General features: G+C 69.7%; 20 protein-coding genes, 1 tRNA gene and 1 pseudogene. 10 read left to right on the top strand and 12 right to left on the bottom strand.

Features of this window, described 5'->3' with window-relative positions:
* Positions 1-148 precede the first annotated feature (148 nt).
* Entirely contained in the window at positions 149-598 is a 450-nt protein-coding gene (locus ATO3_RS23320) for a DUF983 domain-containing protein (RefSeq protein ID WP_088652325.1), read from the top strand.
* Positions 599-635: 37 nt separating this feature from the next.
* Complete coding sequence (locus tag ATO3_RS23315; protein WP_088652294.1) at positions 636-1403, top strand: NUDIX hydrolase; 768 nt, start codon at positions 636-638, stop codon at positions 1401-1403.
* Positions 1404-1678: 275 nt separating this feature from the next.
* Here ATO3_RS23315 and ATO3_RS23310 read toward each other — a convergent pair whose 3' ends face one another.
* The gene (locus ATO3_RS23310; RefSeq protein WP_088652293.1) at positions 1679-2581 is read right to left on the bottom strand and encodes a hypothetical protein; all 903 of its coding nucleotides are present in this window, start codon (positions 2579-2581) and stop codon (positions 1679-1681) included.
* 20 nt (positions 2582-2601) lie between these two features.
* Positions 2602-3510, bottom strand: a complete 909-nt coding sequence (locus ATO3_RS23305) for a fatty acid desaturase (protein ID WP_088652292.1) — start codon at positions 3508-3510, stop codon at positions 2602-2604.
* A gap of 104 nt (positions 3511-3614) precedes the next feature.
* Here ATO3_RS23305 and ATO3_RS23300 point away from each other — a divergent pair, with 104 nt between their 5' ends.
* Complete coding sequence (locus tag ATO3_RS23300) at positions 3615-4475, top strand: helix-turn-helix domain-containing protein (protein WP_088652291.1); 861 nt, start codon at positions 3615-3617, stop codon at positions 4473-4475.
* An 87-nt stretch (positions 4476-4562) separates the two neighbouring features.
* Here ATO3_RS23300 and ATO3_RS23295 read toward each other — a convergent pair whose 3' ends face one another.
* The 6 genes from ATO3_RS23295 to ATO3_RS23275 all read right to left on the bottom strand — a co-directional run bounded on the left by ATO3_RS23295 (position 4563) and on the right by ATO3_RS23275 (position 9952).
* Positions 4563-6035, bottom strand: coding sequence for a carnitine 3-dehydrogenase (locus ATO3_RS23295; protein WP_088652290.1), 1473 nt, complete (start codon positions 6033-6035; stop codon positions 4563-4565).
* A gap of 37 nt (positions 6036-6072) precedes the next feature.
* Positions 6073-6450, bottom strand: coding sequence for a hypothetical protein (locus ATO3_RS23290; protein WP_143747350.1), 378 nt, complete (start codon positions 6448-6450; stop codon positions 6073-6075).
* Positions 6447-7223, bottom strand: coding sequence for an SDR family oxidoreductase (locus ATO3_RS28635; protein WP_233152290.1), 777 nt, complete (start codon positions 7221-7223; stop codon positions 6447-6449). The genes ATO3_RS23290 and ATO3_RS28635 overlap by 4 nt, the downstream gene beginning before the upstream one ends.
* On the bottom strand, positions 7220-7840 hold the full coding sequence (locus ATO3_RS28630) for an SGNH/GDSL hydrolase family protein (protein WP_143747348.1): 621 nt from the start codon (positions 7838-7840) through the stop codon (positions 7220-7222). The genes ATO3_RS28635 and ATO3_RS28630 overlap by 4 nt, the downstream gene beginning before the upstream one ends.
* Before the next feature lie 4 nt (positions 7841-7844).
* Positions 7845-8756 carry a BKACE family enzyme gene (locus tag ATO3_RS23280; protein ID WP_088652287.1) on the bottom strand — a complete coding sequence of 304 codons (912 nt, stop codon included), beginning with the start codon at positions 8754-8756 and terminating at the stop codon, positions 7845-7847.
* A gap of 155 nt (positions 8757-8911) precedes the next feature.
* Positions 8912-9952: an aldo/keto reductase gene (locus ATO3_RS23275; RefSeq protein ID WP_088652286.1), complete on the bottom strand. Its 1041-nt coding sequence runs from the start codon at positions 9950-9952 to the stop codon at positions 8912-8914.
* Between the two features lie 253 nt (positions 9953-10205).
* Here ATO3_RS23275 and ATO3_RS23270 point away from each other — a divergent pair.
* The 5 genes and pseudogenes from ATO3_RS23270 to metG all read left to right on the top strand — a co-directional run.
* Positions 10206-10775 (top strand): annotated as a pseudogene (locus ATO3_RS23270) (ImuA family protein); the annotation flags it as partial.
* A gap of 402 nt (positions 10776-11177) precedes the next feature.
* Positions 11178-11819: a YceI family protein gene (locus ATO3_RS23265; protein ID WP_088652285.1), complete on the top strand. Its 642-nt coding sequence runs from the start codon at positions 11178-11180 to the stop codon at positions 11817-11819.
* A 262-nt stretch (positions 11820-12081) separates the two neighbouring features.
* Complete coding sequence (locus ATO3_RS23260) at positions 12082-12705, top strand: YceI family protein (RefSeq protein ID WP_088652284.1); 624 nt, start codon at positions 12082-12084, stop codon at positions 12703-12705.
* Positions 12706-13022: 317 nt separating this feature from the next.
* Positions 13023-14264 (top strand): MFS transporter, encoded by a 1242-nt coding sequence (locus ATO3_RS23255; RefSeq protein WP_088652324.1) that lies wholly within the window; start codon positions 13023-13025, stop codon positions 14262-14264.
* Between the two features lie 147 nt (positions 14265-14411).
* Positions 14412-16136 (top strand): methionine--tRNA ligase, encoded by a 1725-nt coding sequence (gene metG, locus ATO3_RS23250; protein WP_088652283.1) that lies wholly within the window; start codon positions 14412-14414, stop codon positions 16134-16136.
* A gap of 69 nt (positions 16137-16205) precedes the next feature.
* On the opposite strand, the gene ATO3_RS29480 is transcribed toward metG, so the two are convergent.
* Entirely contained in the window at positions 16206-19781 is a 3576-nt protein-coding gene (locus ATO3_RS29480; RefSeq protein WP_088652282.1) for an AAA family ATPase, read from the bottom strand.
* Between the two features lie 255 nt (positions 19782-20036).
* Between ATO3_RS29480 and ATO3_RS23240 the strand changes: the two genes are divergently transcribed.
* Positions 20037-20987 carry a homocysteine S-methyltransferase family protein gene (locus ATO3_RS23240; protein WP_233152289.1) on the top strand — a complete coding sequence of 317 codons (951 nt, stop codon included), beginning with the start codon at positions 20037-20039 and terminating at the stop codon, positions 20985-20987.
* Between the two features lie 105 nt (positions 20988-21092).
* Here ATO3_RS23240 and ATO3_RS23235 read toward each other — a convergent pair whose 3' ends face one another.
* The 3 genes from ATO3_RS23235 to ATO3_RS23225 form a co-directional block, all read right to left on the bottom strand.
* Positions 21093-22100 carry a hypothetical protein gene (locus ATO3_RS23235; RefSeq protein ID WP_088652280.1) on the bottom strand — a complete coding sequence of 336 codons (1008 nt, stop codon included), beginning with the start codon at positions 22098-22100 and terminating at the stop codon, positions 21093-21095.
* Positions 22101-22316: 216 nt separating this feature from the next.
* A tRNA-Leu gene (locus ATO3_RS23230) sits at positions 22317-22401 on the bottom strand.
* Between the two features lie 45 nt (positions 22402-22446).
* The gene (locus ATO3_RS23225) at positions 22447-22959 is read right to left on the bottom strand and encodes an Lrp/AsnC family transcriptional regulator (protein WP_088652279.1); all 513 of its coding nucleotides are present in this window, start codon (positions 22957-22959) and stop codon (positions 22447-22449) included.
* Between the two features lie 100 nt (positions 22960-23059).
* Between ATO3_RS23225 and putA the strand changes: the two genes are divergently transcribed.
* Positions 23060-26428: a bifunctional proline dehydrogenase/L-glutamate gamma-semialdehyde dehydrogenase PutA gene (gene putA / locus ATO3_RS23220; protein ID WP_088652278.1), complete on the top strand. Its 3369-nt coding sequence runs from the start codon at positions 23060-23062 to the stop codon at positions 26426-26428.
* The last annotated feature ends 88 nt before the right edge of the window (positions 26429-26516 follow it).

Here is a 26516-nt window from a genome sequence, read left to right as displayed (position 1 = left end):
TATCCCATCAACGCAGTTCCGGGGCAATTCCGTCGCCGGATCCAAAAAAAAATCGAAGCTTTCGCGACATCCCGACGCAATGGCCAGATGGCACCTTTCCTGATAGCGCCTGACATCCCACATTGTGCGAAAGGTGAACGAGACCGACATGAGCGAACTCATACAGCACATCAGCACCGACCGGGCCCCCCCGGGGACGGCGCCGTCTTCCGTGAGCAATTGCACGGGGGACGAGGAGCGCGAGGTCTGGCCCGCCATAATAAAGGGCTGGCGCCGGAAATGCCCGTGCTGCGGCAGCGGACCGCTTCTGCGCGGCTACCTGACGGTGACCCCGGTCTGCCCGGTGTGCCGCGAAGAGCTGTTCCACCACCGCGCCGACGACGGGCCGGCCTACCTGACGATCCTGTTCGTCGGCCACCTGATGGCGCCGCTGCTGCTGTTCGTATTCGAAACCTGGCGGCCCGAGCCCATGGTGCTTTTCACCATTTTCACGGTTGGCTGCGTGGCCTTGTCGCTTTACCTTCTGCCAAGGCTGAAGGGGGCCATGATCGGGTTTCAATGGGCGCGGATGTTGCACGGCTTCGGCCGCTCAAGCTGACACCTCCGTGCCGCCCCTGCGCCACGGAGGAGACACCATGACTGCCGCCGATGCACCCTCGACCGGGGGCTCTTCCTCGACACGCCCTGCAACTGGGGCCGCCGACGCACCCGTGGACAAATCGGCCGTGCGCGATGCAGCGACGGTGATCGTCCTGCGCGACCTCGGGACGCAGCCGCGCGTGCTTATGGGGCAGCGCGGCGCAAGGGCGGCCTTCATGCCCAACAAGTTCGTCTTTCCCGGGGGCGCCCTGGATCCCGGGGATGCGGATATCCCGCTGGTCCATCCGGTGCCCCACCCCTGCTTGGACCGGCTTGCCGAAGACGCGCCCGCGGGGCTGGAAACAGCCCTGGCGGTCGCGGCGATCCGCGAACTCTGGGAAGAGACGGGGTTGGTGCTGGGCCATCCCGGCGCCTGGGGCGGGCCGGTGCCCGCCGACTGGGCTGATTTCGCCGCCACCGGCCACCGCCCCTCGGCGGAGGCGCTGCAATTCGTGTTCCGCGCCATCACCCCGCCGGGCCGGCCGCGCCGCTTTGACGCGCGGTTCTTCCTGGTGGACGCGGCCATGATCCGGGGAGACCTTGACGATTTTTCCCGTGCCTCGGACGAGCTGTCGCATCTGCAATGGGTGCCGCTGGCCACGGCGCGCGAGGTCGATCTGCCCTTCATCACCGAGGTCGCCCTGGCCGAGGTCGGCGCCCGCCTGCACGACCCGAACCCGCCGGCCAGCGTGCCGTTCTTCCGCAACGACGATGAACAAAGCCTGTTCCTGCGCCTGCGCGGCCGTCCGATGCCGGAGGATTGAGGCGGAGACCGGGACGCGCGCGCCTTCTTCTGCCAGGACGGCACCCCGGTCAGGCGAAAGCGCCGAGTATTTTTCCAAAGGTGAAGACAGGGCGTGGCGCGTTCATCCGCAATGGCAGCGGCCTGGATCGGACCTTTGGACCTCGTCTTGTCCCACGGGTGAAGATCGGATGACGGCCTGTCTTCGATGGCCCGGATGTCGTGGGGGCCTGCGTCAATGGACCGAAGGCCCGCGCCGCACCGGGGACGTGCGCCGGCCCACCCGGGCCCTTGGGCTCAGACCGCCACGATCAGCGCCAGGATCGACACGCCCAGCAGGGCCATGCCGCCGATCTCGCGCGCCGTGACCTTCTCGCGGAACACCAGGATCGAAGCGAGCAGGCTCAGGATCAGCTCGATCTGGCCCAGCGCCTTGACGTAGGCCGCGTTCTGCAGCGTGAAGGCGAAGAACCAGCAGAACGAGCCGCCCATCGACATCAGCCCGACCCAGACCGCCACGCGCCGCGCGCGCCAGACCGCCGCCAGCTCGGCCCGGTCGCGCCAGGCAAGCCACAGCCCCATGCCGATCATCTGGCTCGACGTCACCGCAGCCAGTGTCACCGCTGCGCGCAGGGCGGGTTCGGCCATATCAAGCTGCAGCGATGCGCCGCGGTAGCTGACCGCCGAGACCGCGAAGAGCACGCCCGAGGCCAGGCCAAGCCCTGTCGCCGGGGCCGCGAGGTCTGTCCACCAGCTGTTGGCGCTGCCAGGCGTGCGCGACAGCAGCAGCACCGCCACCAGCCCCAGCAGGATCGCGCCGAAGGCCGGGCCGCTGACGCCTTCGCCCAGCAGGATCAGCCCGACGAAGACGGTCTGGATCACCTCGGTCTTCTTGAAGGTGATGCCCACGGCGAAGTTGCGCTGCTTGAACAACAGCACCACGCAGACCGTCGCCAGGATCTGCGCCAGCCCGCCCATCAGAGCGAAGGCCCAGAACCGCCCATCCATCTCCGGCACGGGCTGCCCTGACGCGCCCAGCCACAGCGCCGTCAGCACCAGGACGATCGGCGCCGAATAGGCAAAGCGCGCGAACGTCGCGCCCGCGGCCGACAATTGCCCGGTTGAGAGGTGTTTCTGCAGCATGAACCGCAGGGTCTGAAAGACCGCGGCGGCGATTGTGACGGGGATCCAGAGTGCCATGCGGTCCCTATGGCCCTATTTCAGGCCGTCGGCCAGAGCGGATGCGGCACCGGGTCTTTCGCGCGCAGGAAGTGACGCCGGAACAGCTCGGCATAGCTGCGGAAGACGTAGTGATCGTTGCAGGCCCGGTAATGCGCCGCCCGCGCCCGATAAAGGCGCGGCAGCGCGTACCAGGGCGCGCGGGGATGCATGTGATGAACCACGTGCAGGTTGTTGTTCAGAAAGAGAAAGGCCAGAAGCCCCCTATCCTCGACGATCACCGTGCGGGCGCGCACCTTCTCATGCGCGCGATGCTCGGCGAAGGTCCGGATCTTCAGGATCGCGAACCCGGCATAGGACCCCAGTACATAGGCCCAAAGAGGCATCGGCCCCGCCGCCACGGCCCAAAGAACCGCCGCGCCGAGCAGCATGTGCCATACCCAGGTCCGGGCCACCGCCCGGTCCCCCGCCCGGATCCGCGCCAGGTCGGCCGCCACGAAGCTGATCGTCCCGATGGCCGGCCCCAGCACCATCCGCCCCAGCAGCGTGTTGTTGGCCCGCGCCAGGTGCCGGCGCCAGGGCGGCAGCGCGCGCCAGACCGCCGGATCCAGGTAGTTCGTCTCGGGGTCGTCATAGGGATCGGTCAGGTCGGAATCCCGGTGATGCTCCAGGTGCAGGTCCCGGAACCGGGCGTAGGGCACGAACAGGCCCAGCGGCAGCGCCACCAGCGCCTCGTTCCAGTGCCGGTTCGGGAAGGGATGCCCGTGCAGCGCCTCGTGCGACAGCGATGAATGCAGCGCCAGCAGCAGCGCCAGGACCGGAACCGACAGCCAGGGGCTCAGCTGCGCCAGCCAGAAGACAGCCAGCGCCCATCCGCCGTAGCACAGGCCGGCCAGGATGACGGTCGGCCATTCGACATGTGGCGGGGGGACGGCGCGGGATGGGGGCATGATCGGCTCCGGAGAAGATCTCTCTCAGCCATTGCGCTATCACCAGGGTGTTACAATTCAGGAAATAGTAAACAAAGATCACGACCTGTGATAAAACAAAACATATGCAGGATATCATCGACAAACGCGCCCGTGCCGACGGGTTTCGCCTCCGCCTTGCCCAGGCGATGGGCGACACGGGCACCAGCCAGTCGGCGCTGGCCCGCCGGATCGGCGTGGACCGCTCGACCATCTCGCAGCTGCTGACGGGGGACGGCGCGCGGCTGCCCAATGCCCATGTGATCGGCGGCGCGGCAACGGCGCTTGGCGTCTCGTCCGACTGGCTGCTGGGCCTCTCGGACCGGCCCGAGCGCGCCGCCGACCTGCTTTCGACCAGCCTGACGCTGACCGAGGCCCCCCGCGCCCCGGTCGACGAACAGATCCAGGCCTGGCACCAGGAGGCGCAGGGCTACAAGATCCGTCACGTGCCCGCCGCCCTGCCCGACATGCTGAAGACCGATACGCTGCTGGAATGGGAGTACATTCCCCATATCTCCCGCACCGCGCCGCAGGCGATCGGCGCGGCCTCGGACCAGCTTGACTGGATGCGCGGATCGCAATCGGATTACGAGATCGCCATGCCGCTTTACGAGCTGATCAGCTTCGCCAGCGCCACCGGCTATTACGAGGGCCTGCCGGCCAGGATCCGCCATGACCAGATCGACCATTTCCTCGATCTCACCGAACAGCTCTACCCGCGCCTGCGGATCTACCTCTTCGACGCCAAGCGGCTCTATGCCACGCCGGTCACGATCTTCGGCCCGCTGCTTTGCGTGTTCTACACCGGCGGCCATTTCATGAGCTTCCGCGACCGCGAGCGGATCGAGATCTTTACCCGCAACTTCGACCGGCTGGTGCGCGAATCCGCCCTGACCGCGCGCCAGGTCCCGACACATCTGCGCGCGCTGCGCCACAGGATCGTCTGACTTCAGCGCCGTCCTCAGGCAATAGCGTCGCCCATCCGTTTGATCTTGAAAAGGAATGCGCGCCCCGCAGGGGCGCGCGCCGCCGTATCACGCAGGCTTGCGGATCGCCCTGCCGGCGCCTTCCGGGTAGCCCAGACCGGCCTGGGCCTCCGTGATCTGCGCCATGGCCGCGCTGATCTCCTCCGACGGCTCCGACGGCCGCCGGCTTTCAAGATCCACGTGCAGCATGAAATGCTCGCCCGTCGCCAGCAGCCGATCGCCCGCGTACATCTCATGGTACAGCTGCAGCTTCTTGCCCTGCCCCAGCAGCATCTGGGTGCGCACCTCGATCACCTCACCGCACAGCACCTCGTCCACGTGGCGGATATGGGTCTCTACCGTGAAATAGCTGGCCCCGGCCTTGATGTAGTCCTTGGTGCAGCCGATGATTTCCATGAACCGGTCAGTGGCCAGCGAGAACGCCTCGAGGTACCGGAACTCGGTCATGTGGCCGTTGTAATCGGCCCAGTCGATCGGCACCGCGCGGTTCAGCGTCAGCAGCGGCTGCGACAGATCCTCGAACCCGTCCACCCCGGCGCCCAGCAGCGTGCCCTCGGCCAGCCTCTTGTCCTGCGCCACCAGCAGGGCGCCCGCGCCGAAATCCCGCCCCTTCAGCGCACGCAGGATCGAGACGAGGTTGTCGTCCCGCGCGCGCAGCAGCTCGGCAATCGTCATGTGCCCCGATTGCGCGTCGGACTGGCCGGCGATCAGCTCGACCAGCTCGTCGTCGAAATCCGGCACATCCATCAGCTTGGTCCAGGGCCATTTCAGCGCCGGGCCGAACTGGGCCAGGAAATGCCGCATCCCGGCCTCGCCGCCGGCGGTGCGATAGGTTTCGAACAGGCCCATCTGCGCCCAGCGGATACCAAACCCGTAGCGGATCGCGTTGTCGATCTCTTCCGTCGTGGCGATGCCGTCCTTGACCAGCCACAGCGCCTCGCGCCACACCGCCTCAAGAAAGCGGTCGGCCACATGGGCATCGATTTCCTTTTCCAGAACAAGGGGATACATGCCGATCCCCGTGAGGATGTCGCGCGATTTCTCGATCACCGCCGGTTCGGCATTGGTCGCCACGACCTCGACCAGCGGCAGCAGGTAGACCGGGTTGAACGGGTGCGCCACCACGATCTGCCCGCCCCGCGCCGCGCCCTCCTGCAGCTCGCTCGGCTTGAACCCCGAGGTCGAGGACCCGATCACCGCCTCCAGCGAACAGGCGGTCTGGATCTCGGCCAGAACCTCGTGTTTCAGCGCCAGCCGCTCCGGCACGCTTTCCTGGATCCACTCCGCCTCTTCCACTGCCTCGGCCACGGTGGCGCAGAAGGTCAGCTCGCCCTCGGGCGGCATCGCCACGTCCATCAGGCCCGGCAGGCTGCGGCGGGCATTCGCCATGACCTCGCCCAGAATGCGCTCGGCCTCCGGGTTGGGATCATACATCTTCACGTTCCAGCCGTTCAGCAGGAACCGCGCCGCCCAGCCGCCGCCGATGACCCCGCCGCCGATGATCGCTGCCGTTCTCGTCATGTGGTTATGGTCCTTCCTGGTGATGTCGATGGTGGTGTCAGTCGATACAGATGGTGACGTCGCCTTTGCCTTCTTCGTAAAGCGCATGGCAGCCGAAGAACGGCCGGATCGGAGAACAGCTGCGTGTCTCGGCCAGGCAAAAGCCGCTGCACTCGTCCGAACTGGTGCAGGCCGCGCCCGCATCCGGTTCGGGCAGGCCGCAGACCGGCCCGCCGATACCGATCACGATCCGCCCGCCCTGCGCGGCGCAGTCGGCTTCAAGCGCTGGGTCCATGCCCTCGGGCGGCGGCGGCATCTTCTGCGTTGCCGCCTGCCCGGCCGCGCCGGTCCACAGCGCGAGCATTGCCCCGAGCCCGATCCGGGCGACAGTCATGCGCCCGAACCGGGCGACGGTCGCCCTCGTCCCCCGGGTCACGTCATCCGCTCCGTGTGTCCGTCGACGGCGATCGCCTGCCCCGACACATGTTTCGCGCCGTCGGAGGACAGGAAGACCGCCATGTCCGCGATCTCCCCGGCCGTCACCCAGCTCCGCATCGAGGTTCCCTCGGCATAAAGCGCCCGCACGGCGTCCGCCGTCATGCCCCGCGCCTGCGCCTCGGCGGCCACGACCCGTTCCATCCGCGGCCCGTCCACCGCTCCGGGGCACAGCGCATTGACGCGCACGCCCATCGGCCCCAGCTCCATCGCCAGGGTCTTCATCAGCCCGATGATCCCCCATTTCGCCGCCACGTAAGGCGACCGGGTCGGCACCCCGAAGAGCCCGGAGGTCGAGGAGGTCAGCAGGATCACGCCCGATCCCTGCGGGCCCATCACCTGCGCTGCCCTCCGGCAGGCCAGGAAGGCACCATCCAGGTTCACCGCAAGGCAGGCCCGCCAGTCATCCATAGCGATCTCGGCCAGCGGCGCCACCGGCCCGCCGATCCCGGCATTGGCGCAGACGACGTCAACCCGCCCGCCCAGGTGGTCCAGCGCCCGGTCCCAGAACGCCTCCATCGCCGGCTCGTCCGTGACATCCGTGCCCAGCCCCAGCGCGCCGGGCAGATCCGCCGCGACCGCTTCGGCCCCGGCCTTGTCGATATCGCACAGCGCGACCTGCGCCCCCTGCGCCGCATAGGCCCGCGCCATGGCCGCGCCGATCCCGCCGCCACCGGCGGTGATCACAACCTTGGCCCCCAGCAGCCCGCTCAAAGCGCGGCCACCTTTCGCGCCATGGCCAGGCCCAGCACGCCGTGGGCCGCCGCGCCGAAATGCACGCCGTCCAGCGGATCGCTCGCGATCACGCTGCCCGCATCGAAAAAGCCGGTGCCCCAGGTCTGCGCCTGCTGCCGCATCGCCTCGGCCAGTCCCGCGCTGCGCGCCTCGGCGCCGGCGAACATCTCGGCCAGCACGCCGCGTTCCAGAACCTTCGGCGGGCAGACCAGCATGATCTTGTCCACGAAGCCGGTCGCCTGCGCCAGCTGCACCAGCCGCCCGGCCCCGAAGGAGATATCCTGCGGGCCAAGCCCGAAGCGCTGCTTGCAATCGTTGGTGCCCAGCATGATCACCAGAACGTCCACCGGACGATGGCTCTCGATCAGCGCGCGCAGCACCCTCAGGCCGTTCCGGTGTTCGCCTTCGATCGGATCGTCCAGCACGGTGGTCCGGCCCGGCTGGCCCTCTTCCACCACGTGCCAGTCCGTGCCCAGCTCGGCCGCCATGATGCGCGGCCATCGGGTGTCGGCGCCGTGGCGCGCCTCGATCCCCAGCTGCGCCAGGGGCGGTGTGCCGTAGGTGTTGCTGTCGCCAAAGCACAGGACGGTCTTCATGGTCTCACCCTTTCGGAGCGCGCTTCACAAGGCCCAGCTTCTCGCGGACGGCCTGCGGCCCGATGATGGTCGCGCCCATGTTCTCGATGATGCTCATCGCGCGTTCGACCAGCTGGGCATTGGTCGCCAGAACGCCCTTCTCCAGCCAGAGGTTGTCCTCAAGGCCCACCCGCACGTTGCCCCCCGCCAGCACGGCCGCGGCGACATAGGCCATCTGGTTGCGACCCAGGGCAAAGGCGGAAAAGGTCCAGTCCTCGGGGATGTTGTTGACCATGGCCATGAAGGTGTTCAGGTCATCCGGCGCGCCCCAGGGCACGCCCATGCACAGCTGCACCAGCGCCGGGCTGTCGAGGATCCCGTCCTTCACCAGCTGCTTGGCGTACCACAGGTGGCCCGTATCAAACGCCTCGATCTCCGGCTTCACGCCCAGTTCGGTCATCATGCCGCCCATCGCCTGGAGCATGCCGGGCGTGTTGGTCATGACGTAATCCTTCTCGGCGAAGTTCATCGTTCCGCAATCCAGCGTGCAGATCTCCGGCAGGCACTCGGCGATATGCGCGACCCGCTCCGAGGCACCGATCATGTCGGTCCCCTCCACCGGAGGCAGCGGGGTTTCCACGCCCCCAAAGACGATGTCCCCGCCCATGCCCGCGGTCAGGTTCAGCACCACGTCCACCTCGGCCTCGCGGATACGGTCCGTCACCTCGCGATACAGCGCCACGTCCCGGCGCGGCGCCCCGCTTTCAGGGTCGCGCACGTGGCAATGCACCACCGCCGCACCTGCCTTGGCGGCCGCGATGGCGCTGTCGGCGATTTCCTTCGGCGACCGGGGCACATGCGGCGACCGGTCCTGCGAGCCGCCCGACCCGGTCACGGCACAGGTGATGAAAACCTCGCGATTCATGCTCAGCGGCATTGCTCTACTCCTTGTCTGTCCCGGCCCGCTCCCGCGCACCAGCCTGTCCGAAAGGCGCCAGCGCTGTTGCCTGCGCGCCACGCCCTGTCTTCTTCTTGGCCCAAATACCTCCCGCCGGAGGCATGGCGCGGCACGCGCCATTCAGCCCTTCGACGTCAGTACGGCATCGGATGCGCCTTGTGCGCCGCCGTGATCTCGTCCAGCACCTCGTCGCTCAACGTCACCTCGACCGATCCCAGCGCCACGTCCAGCTGCTGATACGTCGTCGCCCCGAAAATCGCCGAGGCCATGAACGGCCGCGTCCGGCACCAGGCCAGCGCCATGTGCACCGGGTCCAGCCCGTGCCGCTGCGCGATGTCCAGATAGGCCTGGGTCGCCGGCAGCACCCGGTCGGTCAACCGCCCGCCCAGCTCGGGCGACAGCGACATCCGCGACCCTTCGGGCACCGCGCCACCCTGGTACTTGCCGGTCAGCAGACCCGCCGCGAGCGGAGAGAAGGCCAGCAGACCCACGTCCTCGGCCACCGACAGCTCTGCCAGGTCGGTGTCGTAGAGCCGGCACAGCAGCGAATATTCGTTCTGGATCGAGGCCACCCGCGGCCCCTTGCCCGCTTCCGCCAGCCGCAGCCATTGCGCCGTGCCCCAGGCGCTTTCGTTCGACAGGCCGAAGGCCCGGATCGTGCCGCGATCGACCTCGGCCTGCAGCGCGCCCAGGCAGTCTTCCATGTCCTGTCGCACCGCCTCGGCCCTGGCCGTGGGCTGGTAGGTCCAGTTCTTGCGGAACATGTAGCTGCCGCGGTTGGGCCAGTGGAACTGGTAGAGATCCACGTAATCCGTCTGCAGCCGCTTCAGAGAGGCCTCCAGCGTCGGCCGGATGGAGGTCGAGGTGATCGCCTCGCCGTTGCGTGCAAGGCTGCCCTCGCCCGAGATCTTGGTGGCCAGGATGTAATCGCCCCTCCGGCCCGGGTTGGCGGCGTGCCAGGTGCCAAGGACCTCTTCGGTGCGCCCGATGGTCTCGGCGCGGACCGGGTTCACCGGGTACATTTCGGCCGTGTCCACGAAATTGATGCCTGCGGCGAGGGCCGCGTCCATCTGGCGGTGCCCCTCGGCCTCGGTGGTCTGGTTGCCGAAGGTCATCGTGCCTAGGCAAAGTTCGGACACGGTCATGCCGGTCCGGCCGAGTGGGTTCATCTTCATCGGGCTCTCCGCTGTCGTCGTCGCGCGCACCATGGCGAGCGCCCGGCCCGAGCGCAAGCCGGTCGCCAGGGAATCGCCCGCGCACCGCTGTTCGCGCTCGCACCCTGCCCGTCGCCGCGCCCTTTCTGGTGCGTCTCCGGCCCGCCGGCGGGCGCGCCCCGGTGCCGGGCCGGGGGGGGGGGGCGACCAAAGAGCGGGCCGGAGGGGGCGGAAAGGGCTTCCGGAACATAAAGAGAACATGTACTCTGATGCCATGCCGACTCAGCTGCTCTCTGCCTCTGCCGACACGGATCGCCCGGGCATCGACCTGGCCCCGGGATTGCGGCTGGCGCTGGCGCGGGTGCACGAGGCCTGCGGCCCGGCCCGGCGCACCTTTGCCATGTGGCTTGCCGCGCGGATGCAGGGCCCGGTGATCTGGATCGCCCCGGCGTGGGAGAAAGACCGCCTCAACCCCGACGGCATGATCGCCTTCGCCGATCCGGCGCGGTTCCTCTTCGTCTCGCCCCGCCGGACGGAGGACCTGCTGTGGACGATGGAAGAGACGCTGCGCGCGGGCGCCGTGCCGCTGGTGGTGGCCGATCTGCCCGGCGCGCCCGCGCTGACCCCGGTGCGGCGGATGCACCTGGCCGGCGAGACCGCGCGCGACACCATGGGGCAGAGTCCGCTGGGCCTTCTGCTGACCCCCGGCGACGGCGGCGCGCAGGGGGTCGAGACGCGCTGGCGCATGGCGCCCACCCACGGGCCGGAAGCGCTCAGCTGGCGGCTGACCCGGGCGCGGGCGCGGACCGCGCCGGTGCGGCACTGGCATGTCACCCGGCATCGCGGCGCCATGGTGCTGTCGCCCCCGGACGCAGGCGCGGCGGCCCCGGCGACGGCGGACGGGCCGCACGCCGGGCCAGCCGACCGCACCGATGCGACGCGTCCCGAAAAGACCCGATCCGGGCAGGCCCGGGCCCACACGGCTGCATCGGGGCAAACCCCCGGGCCTTCGCCGCGCTCCGACCGGACGCAGCGCGACCGGACCACGCAGACCCACGCCTCCGCCCCGCGCAAGACCGCCGAAACCGGCGCCTCCGATCCGACCGAACAGCCCCCTCAGACCACCGGGGCAGAGATTATTTGAACCGAAGTCACCATGTGTACGACCGAAACATCACAACGCCCGATGCAAGACGCCCCTGCCGGATCCGGGCCGTCGTGATATAGTACAGACAGGTGATTTCAGATGACCCAGACACCATTCCAGACCCGCCGCGCCGTCCTGGCCTCGATGCTGGCCGCCCCCCTGGCCGCCGCCGCCACAAGCACCGGCGCGCTCCTGCTCTTTCCTCGCGCCGCCCGCGCCGCGCAACGCCGCTACGGGCTGGCCGCCTCGGCCTCTCGCGTGGGGTTCGTCTTCAACCTTGGCGGGGCGCCCCAGAAGGGCACCATGCCGATCACCCGGGCCGACATCCGGATCGACCCCGACAACCTCGCCAATTCCGCCGTGGATGTTTCCGTTTCGGTGCGCGAGGCCCGGACCGGGCTGATCTTTGCCACCGATGCGCTGAAAAGCCCCGAGGTGCTGGATGCCGGCCGTCACCCCACGATCCGCTTCGTCTCCACCCGGGTGAAACTGGGCCCCGGCGGGCGGATCTCGGACGGGGCGGCGCTGAGCGGGGATCTCACCGTGCGCGGCGTGACAAAGCCGGTGACCTTCCAGGCCAGCGTGTTCCGCCCGGCCGGCACCGGCGCCGGGGATCTCGACAACCTGCAGGTCAGGCTGAGCGGCGCGATCTCACGCAGCGCCTTCGGGGCGACGGGCTACAGCGACCTGGTCGACGACCGCATCACGCTGGACATCCGCGCCGCGATCCGGGCGGCCTGATCCCGGCGGCTCCGGCCTCCCGGTGGCGCCGGCGCCTTGGTGAACCGGGTGCGACAGGCGCTTGACCGGGCTGCCGCGCGCGTGCCCGAGCCGCCCTGCACCCGGCACAAGGCAGGCGCCAGCAAGGCGCCCCGGCCGCCCGGGACATCCTCCGGACCCGACCGGTCTCACCAGCCCATCCCCTTGCCATCACGTACGCGTGAGCGGGCGACGGAACCGTCCGCGCGGCCCGTTTGCCCTTCAGATAGCAAGGAGAACACCGATGTCCCAATCGAACGCCCGCACCGTCCAAGGCCCCACCCGTCGCGCCACCCTGGCCATGCTGGCCGGCCTGACGGCGGTGCCGTCGATCGGGGCAGCCGCCAGCCCGCGCCTCTACGCGCTGGACACCGAAGGCCCCCGCGTGGGCTTCACCTACATGCTCGACGGCACGCCGCTTAGGGCCGACATGCCGGTCCGCCAGGCCAGGGTCGCCATAGACCCGACCAACCTGGGCGCCGCCCGCATCGACGTGACCCTCGATGCCCGCGCGGCGAAACTGGGCCTGAACTTCGCCGATGCCGCCCTGGCCCGGCCCGGCATGCTGGACACGGCCAACAACCCGACGATTCGCTTCGTCTCGACCGAGCTGCGCACCGGCCTCGACGGGCTGGAGGACGGCGATGCCCTGGTCCTGGGCGAGCTGACCATGCGCGGCCAGACCCGGCCGGTGACCCTGACCGCCCGGATCGACCACGACAGTGGCACGCCGCTCCACCTGGCCGAGGCCCCTATGGTCCGCCTGACGGGCGAGATCAGCCGCGCGGCCTTCGGTGCCACCGGCTATGCCGGCCTTGTCGGCGACCGCATCCGGCTGGACGTCGACGCGCCCCTGCGCGCGGTCTGACACCCCGGCATGCCGACGGACGCCTGATCGCCGTCGGCGCAAAAGCCCGGGCGGGTCTGACCCAGGCACCCGCCCGGCCTGCCCCCGGGCCAGGCCCGCGCGCGCCCGGCGCCGGTCCTCCGGCATGCCAGGGCCCGGCCCGACCCCGGGGGCAGACAGGATCCGGGGGGGCGCCCAAGCCCCTGCGGACGCGCCCGGCCCGCCCCCTGTCCGGGGCGGCCGAGTGCCCCCCGTTCCAGGACACGATCACCAGAAAACGACGCGGCCATGTCGAAAACCCGCGCGTCCCAGGCGCCTTGGGGGCTATGGGTATCCCCATGCGCCTGATGATTTCCTTTGCCGCCCTCTTCCTCTCCGTCCTCCTGCTGCAGCTCTCCTCCGGCGGCCTTGGCCCGCTGGACGCGCTTTCGGGCCTGACGCTCGGCTTCACCACAGGCGAGATCGGCCTGCTTGGCTCGGCCCATTTCGTGGGCTTCTTCGTTGGCTGCTGGTGGGCGCCGCGCCTGATGGGCAGCGTCGGCCATTCGCGCGCCTTCGCCGCGTTTACCGCCGTGGGGGCGATCGGGATCCTCGGGCACATGATGGTGGTCAACCCGCTGGCCTGGGCGGTCATGCGCGTGATGTCGGGCCTGTGCATCGCGGGCTGTTACACGATCGTCGAGGCCTGGCTGCAATCCAAGGTCAGCAACGAACTGCGCGCGCGCACCATGGGCACCTACCGGGTGGTCGACATGTCGGGCTCGCTGCTAGCGCAGCTGGTCATCGGCGTACTGGAGCCGGCGGCCTATGTCTCCTACAACCTGCTGGCGATGCTCTGTTGCGCAGCACTGGTGCCGCTGACCCTGACCCGGGTGCAACAGCCGGAAACGCCGGCCGCCCCGCGCCTGCGCCCGATGCTGGCGGTGACCCGCTCGCCGCTGGCGGCGGCCGGCGTCGTCGTCTCGGCGATCTCAGCGGCCTCGTTCCGGATGGTCGGCGCGGTCTTCGGGCAGGAGGTCGGACTGAGCGCCAACCAGACCGCCTGGTTCCTGGCCTTCTTCGTGCTGGGCGGCGCGGTGGCGCAGTTCCCGGTGGGCTGGCTGGCGGACAAGTTCGACCGGCGCTGGGTGCTGATCTGGCTCTCGGCCGGGACGATCGCGGTCTCGGGCTTCACCATCGCGACCCAGAGCGGGGGAACATGGGTGGTGCTGGCCAATGCCTTCCTGTTCGGCATGGCCTCCTTCCCGATCTATTCTATCGCCTCGGCCCATGCCCATGACTTCGCCGAAAGCCACGAACGGGTGGAGCTTTCGGCCGCGCTGATGTTCTTCTACGCCGTGGGCGCGATTGCCGCGCCCTACCTGAGTTCGCTGCTGATCGCGGGGTTCGGGCCCTACGCGCTCTTCGTGATGATCTCGGCCGCGCATGCGGCGCTGGTGATCTTCGGCCTGATCCGCATGTCGGCCCGCCCCGCCCCCACCGCGCGCACCAGCTACATCTGGGCGCCGCGCACGTCCTTTCTGGTCGGCCGCCTGACCGGCCGCGCCCGGGACGAAGGGCCCCACCACCGATCCGAGTAACACGCGCAGCAGCGGGACCCGGTTCGAGACGCGCCTGCAAGGGCGCGGCGAGAGCGGCGGCCATATGGCACCGTCACCGCCGAAACCCGTCTGGCCCCGGCCCGCGCCCCCTGTTAAAGACACCGCCGATCACCACGGAGCACATCCATGACCCGGCATCTCATCACCTCGGCGATCCCCTACATCAACGGGATCAAGCACCTGGGCAACCTGGTGGGCTCGCAACTGCCCGCCGACCTCTTCGCCCGCTACCTGCGCGGCCGCGGGCACGAGGTCATGTTCCTCTGCGCCACCGACGAACACGGCACCCCGGCCGAGCTCGCCGCCGCCAAGGCCGGCAAGCCCGTGGCCGAATATTGCGCCGAAATGCACGAGGTGCAGTCGAAGATCGCCGAGGGCTTCCGCCTCTCCTTCGACCATTTCGGCCGCTCCTCGTCCGAGCAGAACCGCAAGCTGACACAGCATTTCGCCGGCGTTCTGGCCGACAACGGGCTGATCCGCGAAGTCTCGGAAACCCAGATGTATTCGCCCACCGACGGCCGCTTCCTGCCCGACCGCTATATCGAGGGCACCTGCCCCAATTGCGGCTACGACAGCGCGCGCGGCGACCAATGCGACAATTGCACCAAGCAGCTGGACCCGGTCGAGCTGATCGAGCCGCATTCCACGATCTCCGGCGCCACCGACCTCGAGATGCGCGAGACCAAGCATCTCTACCTGCGCCAGTCCGCCATGAAGGACGAGCTGGAGGCCTGGATCGATTCGAAATCCGACTGGCCGATCCTGACCACCTCGATCGCCAAGAAATGGCTCAACGACGGCGACGGCCTGCAGGATCGCGGTATCACCCGCGATCTCGACTGGGGCGTGCCGGTCATGAAGGGCGATCAGCCCTGGCCCGGGATGGAGGGCAAGGTCTTCTACGTCTGGTTCGACGCGCCGATCGAATACATCGCCTGTGCGCAGGAATGGGTCGACGCGGGCAAGGCCCCCGACATGGAGAACGCCTGGGAACGCTGGTGGCGCACCGACAAGGGCGCGGCCGACGTGACCTATACCCAGTTCATGGGCAAGGACAACGTGCCCTTCCACACGCTGGGCTTCCCGGCCACGATCCTGGGCTCCGGCGAGCCCTGGAAGCTCGTGGATTTCATCAAGTCGTTCAACTACCTGAACTACGACGGCGGCCAGTTCTCCACCTCGCGCGGGCGCGGCGTGTTCCAGGACCAGGCGCTCGAAATCCTGCCGGCGGATTACTGGCGCTGGTGGCTCCTGTCCCACGCGCCCGAAAGCTCGGACAGCGAATTCACCTGGGAGGGGTTCCAGTCCGGCGTAAACAAGGACCTGGCCGACGTGCTGGGCAACTTCGTCAGCCGCGTGACCAAGTTCTGCCGCTCGAAATTCGGCGAGGTCGTCCCCGAAGGCCGCGCCCTTGGCGAGCAGGAAGAGGCGCTGATCGCCGACCTGACCGGCCGCATCCGCGCCTACGAGGGCCACATGGACGCGATCGAGGTGCGCAAGGCCGCGGCCGAGTTGCGCGCCATCTGGGTCGCAGGGAACGAATACCTGCAATCCGCCGCGCCCTGGTCGGTCTTCAAGGAGGATCCCGACCGTGCCGCCGGACAGATCCGCCTCGCGCTGAACCTCGTCCGGCTCTACGCCGTGCTCTCGGCCCCGTTCATTCCCGACACCTCGAAGGCGATGCTGGACGCGATGCAGACCGATGACGACAGCTGGCCCGACGATGTCAGCGCGGCACTGTCCACCCTGCCCGCGGGCCATGCCTTCACCGTGCCGGACGTGCTCTTTGCCAAGATCACCGACGAGCAGCGCGAATACTGGCAGGGCCGCTTCGCCGGCACCCGCGACTGACGCTGCCACCGGCCGCAGCACCCCGCCTTGCCCCGGCGCACCGCACTGCCGTGCCGGGGCAAGGCGCGCTCAGCCGGGCACACGCCCCGCCACCTTTTCCATGACCTCGGCGATATCCGACAGCCGCGCCGCCCGCAGCGCCGCGCCATGTGCGGCGCGCTCCTGCGCCAGCTTCGGGCGAAACGCCAGCTCCGCCGCCCGGGCGTAAAGCGTGGCCAACTCACAGGGCTCCTCCGCCGCCAGAGCCCGCATCGCCGCCGCGTGCCGCTCTGCCAGCGCCCGATCGCCATCCTGCATCGCGCGTTCCAGCACGCAGGCGTGAAACCAGATCACCGAATGCGACAGCGAGCCGCGCACGATGCAGGCCAGCCCCGCCGCCAGCGCCGCGTCCCGCTCCGCCCTGTCCGCGGCGCACAGCACCGCCAGCCCCAGGATCGTGCCGCCGACATAGGCATCCTCCTCCGCCCCCGGCCGCAGCGGCGCCAATCGGGCCCGCGCCGCCCCGAGATCGCCCCGCCGCAAAGCCAGAAAGGCCTGCAACGTCTCGACGTCCCTGGAAAACCGGCTTTCCCCCTGGACCGCGACCAGCGCCTCGACCGCCGCCATGTCCTCCTCCAGGCCGGCGACATCGCCATCGGCCAGCCGCATCTCGGCCCGGATTTCGCGGGCGAGCATCTCGGTGCGGGCCGCGCCGCACTGAATTGCGCTGTCCACGGCGATATCGGCCAGCAGATGCGCATAGGGGCCGGGCGCGGCGAAGAACTGCGAAAACGCGCGCATGAAAAGGTATTCCTCGCGCACCAGCCCCAGCCCGGCACGCTCGGCCGTGTCGATCGCCTCACCGAAATGCCGGCAGGCGGTGACGAAATGCCCCGCCGCATAGGCCGCGTCGCCGATGCCTCCGTGGCCCCTTGCAATGCCGCGCGGATCGCCCGTCGCCTCGGCTGCGGCCAGCGCCGCGCGGTGATGGGCCATGCAGGCCGCCTGATCCCCGCGCACGAAGGCGCGGTTGCCGCGCTGCTCGTGGATCTCGGCGCGCCCGCGCCCGGTCAGCCCGATCGCATCGGCGATCTGCTCTGCCGCGTCAAGCGCCCGGTCCGCCTCCTCGCCCCGCCCCAGCCGGTGCAGCACCAGAGCCTGCCGGCACAGCATCGCCGCGCGGGTCTCGTCACGGATCGCGCGAGCATGGGCGGTGCGGTAATCCTCCAGCGCGCCGGCCATGTCGCCCCGCACCCGCCGGATCCCGGCGCGGCAGGAATAGAGCTCGGCGCTAGCCTCGGGATCGCCGTCGCGCGCCAGCCCCGCCTCAAGATAGATATAGGCGGCCGAGAACCGCCGCGCGGCGAACATGGCATTGGTCGCGGCACAGGCGGCATGGCCGGCCTCGGCATCGTCGGCCGCCTGCAGCGCATGATCGGCCCACAGGATCGGGTCGCGCCCGCGGAAATGCGCCGCCGCGCGGGCATGCCAGGCCTCGCGCGTGGCGGGCGAAATCGTCTCGTAGATCGCCCGGTGCACCAGGTCATGGCCGAATGCCAGCCCCGCCTCGGTCTCGTGCAGCAGGTCCCCGCTGGGCCGCAGCCGCACGCTTTCGGGAAAGACCGCCGCCGCGTCCCCGGGATCAAAGGCCGCCCCCAGGATCGCCGCCCGGCGCAGGGCCGCGCGCTCGGCCTCGGGCAGGCGTTCGATCTGCTCCTGCACCAACTCGGTCACGGTCGTCGGCAGCGCCCCCTCGCGCCATCCGGATTCCAGCAGGCGCAACAGGAAGAGCGGGTGGCCCCGGGCATGGGCGATCGCCTTTTCCGGGGCGGCGAAATCCGGCGCGAAGGCCCGCACCAGGTCCCGTGCGGCCGTTTCCGGCAGGGGCGCCAGAGCGATCCGGGTCAGCCCGGTCTGCGCCCGCACCGCAAGCCGGTGATCCAGGCTGCCCGGATGCGGCCGTTCGGTCATCAGCAGGACGACCGGGCTTTCCGCCAGCCGGTTCAGCAGCTCCAGGATCAGCGCGCCGCTGCCCACCGGGCGCCAGTGGCAATCCTCGATCACGATCAGCAGGCCGCGCTCTGCCGACGCCCGGTGCAGCGTGTCCGAGAGCACGTCGAGGATCCGCCGCCGCTGTTCCTCGGGGCCAAGCGCGCTCATCCGCAGCTCGACCTCTGGCCCGACGTCGGGCCCGGTCAGCCAGGACCAGACCGCGCGTTCCATCGGCCCCGCCTCCGGGTCCGGCACAGGCCCCACCGACAGGCCCGCGACCAGCCGCTGCGCGATATGGTGCGATCCGGGTGAAAAGGCTTCGAACCCGGCCGACGTGGTGACCATGCCGACCGCGGCACAGCGCGCCCGGATCTCGGTCGCCAGGCGGCTCTTGCCGATGCCGGCCTCGCCGGAAAGGTGGATCGCCAGGCTTGTGTTCCCGCCCTGCGCCGCGGCGATGGCGGCGTCGATCTGGGCCAGTTCCGCCTCGCGCCCGATGATCGGCGGCGCGGGCCGCAGGCGGATCGCGTCGGGCCGCAGCGGCACCGCCCGCGCACCCGGCTCCGCCGCAAGGCCGAGGCGCGATGCCAGCTCCGTCGCCAGGAGGACCTCGCCGCCCTCGGCCATGGCCGCGATCCGGCGCGCACGTACCAGGGCCTGCGCCGGTGTCTCGCCGTCCCCTGCGGCCGGCACCAGGCCCAGCGACAGCCCCGCCCCCGCGACATCGGCCAGCCGCAGCGCGCGCTGTGCCACGTCCCGCAAGGCGATGTTTTCGAACACAAAGGCCAGCTCCCCGGGACCGGCGGCATCGGGCCGCCCGCCCTCGGCCACGGCCGCATCGCCAAACGCCTTGGCCGCGGGTTCCCTGCCGGTCTCGAACCCCAGCAACAGGTAGGCATCCCCCGGCGGCGTCCCGGCCGGCTGTTTCACATGCACCGCCGCGACAGGCGGGACCGTCGGCGCGCCCCGCCGGATCCGGTCGTGCAACGCCCGCGTCTCCGCCTCGGGTGCGACATCGAGGTCGCGCCGCAAGGCCGTCTCCAGCGCCTCGAACCGCGCCAGCGCGGCGCCCTTCATTCCGCGTGCGGCGTCGATCTGCATCAGCCGCCGATGCGCCGCCTCGTTCAGCGGGTCCAGCGCCAGAAGCTGGTGGGCAAGCGGCACCGCCTCGGGCCCCTCTCCGGCGCGGTCCAGCGACCGCATCACGGCATCCCGTGCCAGCCCGGCCAGCCGCGCCCGCTCGGCATGGATTGCCTGTCCCAGGTCCGTCCCCGTCGCGTCGCCGGCCTCCAGCCCGTCCAGGAAGGGCCCGCGATACAGCCGCGCCGCCTCGGCCGGATCGTTGCGCGCCAGGGCGTCGGAAAAGGCATCGAGATCGGTGCGCACCGCCCCGCACAGCCGCAGCACGTCGCCATCGCCCTCGATCCAGCCCGCGCCCCCGGCCCGGCGGATCTGGGCCAGCGCCTGCCGCAGGCTGATCCGCGCCTGTGCGGCGTCACTCGCCTCCCACAGCAGCGCCGCCGCCCGCGCCCGCGGCAACGTCCGACGCCGCGCCGCGGCCAGCAGGCCCAGCAGCACCCGCGCCTTGCGCGCCGACAGCGGCACCTCCGCCCCGCCGCGGGCCAGCGCCAGGCCGCCCAGGGCCTCCAGCCAGAATTCCCCGTTTTCACGCATCTTTCACGCCCGCCCAACCCCGCCTTTCACGCCGGGGCGTCACACCCGTTCCACCGCCAACAAGCAAGTGTAGGTAACGATGGCATTCTTCAAAGCACTTTTCCCCGCGAAACGGCGGGTCCGAAGGCCGGGCACGACGCTCGATCCCCGGGTCCTGTCCGCCCGCATGCGCGCCGATGTCGGCCTGTCCCGGGACAACCCCCGGGCCGAGGCCACACGGCACATGTCCCGCACCCTTTTTCCATGGTGATCCAAATGACCAGTTATCGCAATAAATTGCCGCAATGCGACGGCACGCTCCTGCTGACTGATTCCGGGCTGGAGACCACGTTGATCTTCCACGACGGGCTCGACCTGCCGGCCTTTGCCGCCTACCCGCTGCTGGAGACGCCCCGGGGCCGCGAGCTGCTGTCGCGCTACTACAGGCAACACATGGCCATCGCCGCCGATCACGGCACCGGCTTCCTGCTGGAAGCGCCGACCTGGCGCGCCAGCCGCGACTGGGGCGCCGTGCTGGGGCACAGGCCCGAGGACCTCGCGCGGATCAACCGCGCCGCGATCGGCTTCCTGTCGGACCTGCGCGCTGCGTCCTGTGGCGTCCGGCCGGTGGTGATCTCGGGCAACATCGGGCCGCGCGGCGATGGCTATCGTCCCGACACCGCCATGTCCGCGCCCGAGGCCGAAGCCTACCATGCCGAGCAGATCGGCTGGTTCGCCGAGACCGACGCCGACATGGTCACCGCCGTCACCCTGTCCACCGTGGCCGAGGGCGTGGGCGTGATCCGGGCGGCCAAGAAGGCCGGGCTGCCCGCGGTGGTGGGCTACACGGTCGAGACCGACGGCCGCCTGCCCGACGGCACGCCACTGGGCCGCGCCGTCGAGGAGACCGAGGCGCAGACCGGCGAGACCGCCGCCTATTACATGGTGAACTGCGCCCATCCCGACCATTTCCGCGACGCGCTTGCGGCCGGCTCGGGCTGGCTGAAGCGGATCGGCGGGATCCGGGCCAATGCCTCGCGCCTCAGCCACGCCGAGCTCGACGAGGCTGAGGAACTGGACGCCGGCAATCCCGAGGAACTGGGCCGCGACTATGCCGCCCTGCGCCGGATGCTGCCGAACCTCGCGGTGCTGGGCGGCTGCTGCGGCACGGATCACCGCCACGTCCGCGCGATCGCGACACGCTGCGTGCCCGCCGCCGCGGCCTGACCCGCCGGCCCCGCAGACCCTGCCAGAGCGCCGTCCGGGATCCTTCGGGCGGCGCTGCTGCGCGCATCTCACAGCCGACCGGTTGATCCACGAATGTTCCGCCGCTCAGGCGTGGCTCAGCGCCGGCATCGGATCGCTGCCGTAGATCCGAATGTTGAAATGGTCCAGCACCGCCTGCATCCGCGCGATCTGCGCGTCCGAGAAGCTGTCCCGCCATTTGCGAACCTGCGCCTCCGGACTGGCCTGCAGGGCGTTGTCCTGCGTCATCCGGCTGGGCCGGCGCACCTGCGACAGCACCCTGTCCGGCACAGGCTGGCCCCAGGTTGAATAGAGCCGCTCAAGCTCCTGTTCCGGCGACAGGATCAGGTTCTCGTAACACATGGTGACCCAGAGCTTTTCCGCGTCCGGATCGTTCAGCGTGGCGGTGTTCGACAGGCACCAGCTCGCCACCGCGCGCTCCTCCACCGTCTCAAGGCTCTGCAGGAACGGCACATGTTCCTGCCTTGCCTCGGCAAAGGGGCATTCGGTGATCGTCTCCACCACCTGGCCGAACGGGAAATTCGCCATTTCCGCCTGCGACGCGGCTATGGCGAAGGGATGGCGCAGGAAAAACAGCGGCTTGCGCTCGAAATCGAACTGGCGCGCCAGCCAGGGCAGGCAGGCATTGGCGCGGCAAAACTTCACCAGCAACCGCTCAGCCCTCAGGTGATCGCCCAGGCTGCTGCCCGACGAGGTCCAGTCGTTCACCACCTGCCCCGACAGGATCCGGGCCATCAATTCGCGCGCCTCGGGCCAGTCCGCATCCGCGGGGATGAATTGCCGCCAGGTAAAGCCCGCCTGCCGGGCCACCGGCACGCGCCGGATATGCAGCGGCTCCCACACCGTGGCGACCTTACCCTCGCTCTCCAGCAATTCGCCGACCCAGGTGGACCCGCCGCGCGGCTCGGCCGAGAGCACCAGCGCCTGTTCGGGGGCATGCGGGCGCAGCCGAGCATAGACCTGCAGCGCGGCAGCCCGGACGCGGCGCTTCAACGACACTTTGGGCAGGGGCGGCAAGTTGGCGGTGTCGAGCGTGGGCAGCTTGCGCGCCGCTTGGGTCTTCGGAGAATTCACGTGTGACGTCAAAGCACCGGCCCTCCAGGAAAGTCCTTAACCGAACTATGTCCTGCGTCGCGCGTCACGCCCATGAAAAGTTCGCAACGCGGCGTCCGAAAACCGCACTGCCTGCCAACAATCTGCAAGGATCCGCCCGATAATGCGGCGCCCTCGAGCCAGAAATCGGAGTGACAGACCGATCCGGGGGCGCCACCCCTGCCCGGCAGATCCGAATGGTACCCGCGGCCGGACTCGAACCGGCACGGCACAAGGCCTAGGGATTTTAAGTCCCCTATGTCTACCATTCCATCACGCGGGCACGGGCGCAGACCATAAGGCCGTCACGGCCGGTGTAAAGCGGTTCTCAGGCCTCGTCGGCCGGGCCCGGCTCTCCTTCGCCGACACCGCAGGCGCCGGGTTCCTTGACGGCCTGCATCGCCACGAAGGTCGAGGTCCCCGCCACATGCGGCAGGGTCGATATCACCTCGGCCAGGACCCGCCGGTAGTCGCGCATCGACCGGGTCCGCACCTTCAGGAGGTAGTCGAAATTGCCGGCGATCATATGCGCCTGCTCGATCTCGGGCACCCGGATCACCGCCGCGTTGAAGGCGCCCAGCGCCGCCTCGCGGGTGTCGGTCAGCCGCACCTCGACAAAGGTCACGTGATCCAGCCCCATGCGGACCGGATCCACCAGAACCCGGTAGCCGGCGACGATCCCCGTCGCCTCCAGCCGCCGCAGACGCGCCTGAGTGGGCGATTTCGACAGGCCGATGCGCCGCGCAAGCTCGGCGATCGACATCCGCCCGTCCTCGCCCAGCGCGGCCAGGATGGCATGATCGAACCGGTCAAGGGTCTCACGGGGCGAACGATTGGTCATTTGGCTCATTTTCGGTAACTTCGATGCCAATTTGGGGAAATTCAGGCGAAACGCCCGCCCCGTCCTGTTTAGACTGGGTGGAAATCCCGGGAAAGGCAACATGACCGAAGTATCTCCTCTCTCCCTCGACGCCGGCACCTACGTGGACGAAGCCCAGCTGGCGGAAAAACTCATCGCCCAGGCGGATCTCAGCACCGAGCAGCGGGCCGAGATCTCGGCCTGGGGCGCGGACCTCGTGACCGCGATCCGCACCTCCTCGGCGCCTGGCCTGATGGAGGTTTTTCTCAACGAATACGGCCTCTCGACCGAAGAGGGCGTGGCGCTGATGTGCCTTGCAGAGGCGCTGTTGCGCGTCCCCGACGCCGACACGATCGACGCGCTGATCGAGGACAAGATCGCGCCGTCGGACTGGGGCAAGCACATGGGCCATTCGGCCTCGCCCCTCGTCAACGCCTCGACCTGGGCTCTGATGCTGACCGGCAAGGTGCTGGTCGACGACTCGCCCGGCCCCGCCGGCCACCTGCGCGGCGCCATCCGACGCCTGGGCGAGCCGGTGATCCGCCGCGCCGTCTCCCGCGCCATGAAGGAGATGGGCCGCCAGTTCGTGCTGGGCGAGACCATCACATCCGCCATGTCCCGCGCCGCCGGGATGGAGGCGCGCGGCTACACCTACAGCTACGACATGCTGGGCGAAGCCGCCCGCACCGAACATGACGCCTCGCGCTATCACCTGAGCTATTCGCGCGCGATCGGCTCGATCTCGGACGCCTGCAATTCCGACGACATCCGCGCCAATCCCGGCATCTCGGTCAAGCTTTCGGCCCTGCATCCGCGCTACGAGATCGCGCAGGAAGACCGTGTGATGGACGAGCTGGTGCCGCGCCTCAAGGCGCTGGCCCTGCTGGCGAAATCGGCGAAGATGGGGCTGAACGTCGATGCCGAGGAGGCCGACCGCCTGTCGCTGTCGCTGCAGGTGATCGAGACCGTGCTGGCCGACCCGGCGCTGGCCGGGTGGGACGGGTTCGGCGTGGTGGTGCAGGCCTACGGGCCGCGCTGCGGCGACGTGATCGACACGCTTTATGCCATGGCGCAGCGCTATGACCGAAAGCTGATGGTGCGGCTGGTCAAGGGCGCCTACTGGGACACCGAGGTCAAACGCGCGCAGGTCGCCGGGATGGACGGTTTCCCGGTCATCACCCGAAAGGCGCTCACCGATGTCTCCTACATTGCCAACGCGCGCAAGCTGCTGGACATGACCGACCGGATCTATCCGCAGTTCGCCACGCACAACGCCCATACGGTGGCGGCGATCCTGAACCTGGCCGGGGATCGGCCTTACGAATTCCAGCGCCTGCATGGCATGGGCGAGACGCTGCACAACGTGGTCAAGGGGCGCCACCACACGCGGTGCCGGATCTACGCGCCGGTGGGCGCGCATCGCGACCTGCTGGCCTATCTGGTGCGGCGGCTGCTGGAGAACGGGGCAAATTCCTCCTTCGTGAACCAGGTGGTCGACGACAATGTCCCCGCCGAGACGGTGGCCGCCGATCCCTTCGCGCTGCTTGAGACACCCGCGCCCCGCCTGACCCCAGGAACCGAGCTCTACGCCCCGGACCGGCGTAATTCGCGCGGCTTCGACCTGCGCCACCGGCCCACGCTGGAAGAGATCGACGCCGCGCGCACGCCCTTTGCCGACTCCCTGTGGGAGGCCGGGCCGCTGGTGGCCGCCGATACCGGCGCGCCCGCGGACCGCGCGCCGGCACAGGAGGTCGTCTCTCCGGCCACCGGAGCCCCGGTGGGCCACATCGCCTCGGCCAGCCCCACCGACATCGCCAACGCGCTTTCGGCCGCAACGCCCTGGGACGCCCCGGCGGCAGACCGGGCCGAGGTGCTGAAACGCGCCGCCGACCTCTACGAGGAGAACTTCGGCGAGATCTTCGCGCTGCTGGCCCGCGAGGCCGGCAAGACCCTGCCCGACGCGGTGGCCGAGCTGCGCGAGGCGGTGGATTTCCTGCGCTACTACGCCAACGGCGCGTCAGACGACCGCCCGGCGGCGGGCCGGTTCCTGTGCATTTCGCCCTGGAACTTCCCGCTGGCGATCTTCACCGGCCAGATCTCGGCCGCGCTGGCCGCCGGCAACGCGGTGATCGCGAAGCCCGCCGAACAGACGCCGCTGATCGCGCATCTGGGCGTGTCGCTGATGCTGAAGGCCGGGGTTCCGGCCACGGCGCTGCAGCTTCTGCCGGGCGACGGCGCCAGCGTTGGCGCGGCGCTGACCGCCTCGGACCGGATCGACGGCGTGGCCTTCACCGGCTCGACCGAGACGGCCAAGCGGATCCGCGCATCGATGGCCGAACACATGGCCCCCGGCGCCCCGCTGATCGCCGAGACAGGCGGGCTGAACGCGATGATCGTCGACAGCACGGCCCTGCCCGAACAGGCGGTGCAGGCCATTGTCGAAAGCGCCTTCCAGTCGGCCGGCCAGCGCTGTTCCGCCCTGCGCTGCCTTTACGTGCAGGACGACATCGCCGACGATTTCCTGAAGATGCTGAAGGGCGCGATGGATGCGCTGCGGCCGGGCGATCCCTGGGCGCTGTCGTCGGACCTGGGGCCGGTGATCGACGCCGACGCGCGGACCGGCATCCTCGACCATGTCGCCAAGGCCGAGATGGACGGCCGCCTTGTCCACCGCATCCCGGTGCCGAACGAGGGGCATTTCGTCGGGCCCTGCATCGTCTCGATCCCCGGCATCGCGGCGCTGGAGCGCGAGATCTTCGGCCCGGTCCTGCACGTAGTGCGGTTCAAGGCGTCCGAGATCGACGCGGTGATCGAGGCGGTCAACGCCACCGGCTACGGGCTGACCTTCGGGCTGCAGACCCGGATCGACGACCGGGTGCAGCATGTGACCGAGGCGATCGAGGCCGGCAATGTCTACGTCAACCGCAACCAGATCGGCGCCATTGTCGGCAGCCAGCCCTTCGGCGGCGAAGGTCTGTCGGGCACCGGGCCCAAGGCGGGCGGGCCGTTCTACCTGACGCGGTTCAAGGCCCCGCTGGAGCGGGACGCGCGGATCGCCCCGCCCGAGATGGCGGAAACGCTGCCCGGACCGACAGGGGAATCGAACCGGCTGACCCGGTTCCCGCGCTGGCCGTTCCTGTGCCTGGGCCCCACGCCCGAGCTGGCCGAGGCGCAGAAGGCCGCGGTGGAGGCCGCAGGGGGCAACGCGATCCTGGCCGAGGGGCTGGACCCTGCCGCGCTGCGCCTGCGCGACGGCATCGGCGGGGCGCTCTACTGGGGCGACGAGGACAGCGCCCGCGCCTATGCGCAGGCGCTGTCCGGGCGCGACGGGCCGATCCTGCCGCTGCTCACCGGCGCGCCCGAGCCTTCCTACGTGCTGGGCGAGCGGCATCTCTGCGTCGACACCACCGCCGCGGGCGGCAATGCCGCCCTGCTCAGCGGGATGAGCTGAGGCGCAGGCCCGGCCCTTGTCCTGAACGGCCCCGCACCGGCGGGGCCGTTTGCATATCTGCCACCCGGAACCACGGCGCGGTGGCGCG

It is taken from the genome of Marinibacterium profundimaris (assembly GCF_002210095.1).
Classification (GTDB): Bacteria; Pseudomonadota; Alphaproteobacteria; order Rhodobacterales; family Rhodobacteraceae; genus Marinibacterium; species Marinibacterium profundimaris.
Note: the sequence above shows the minus strand (reverse complement) of the source record. Positions and strands in the feature narration are given on the sequence as shown.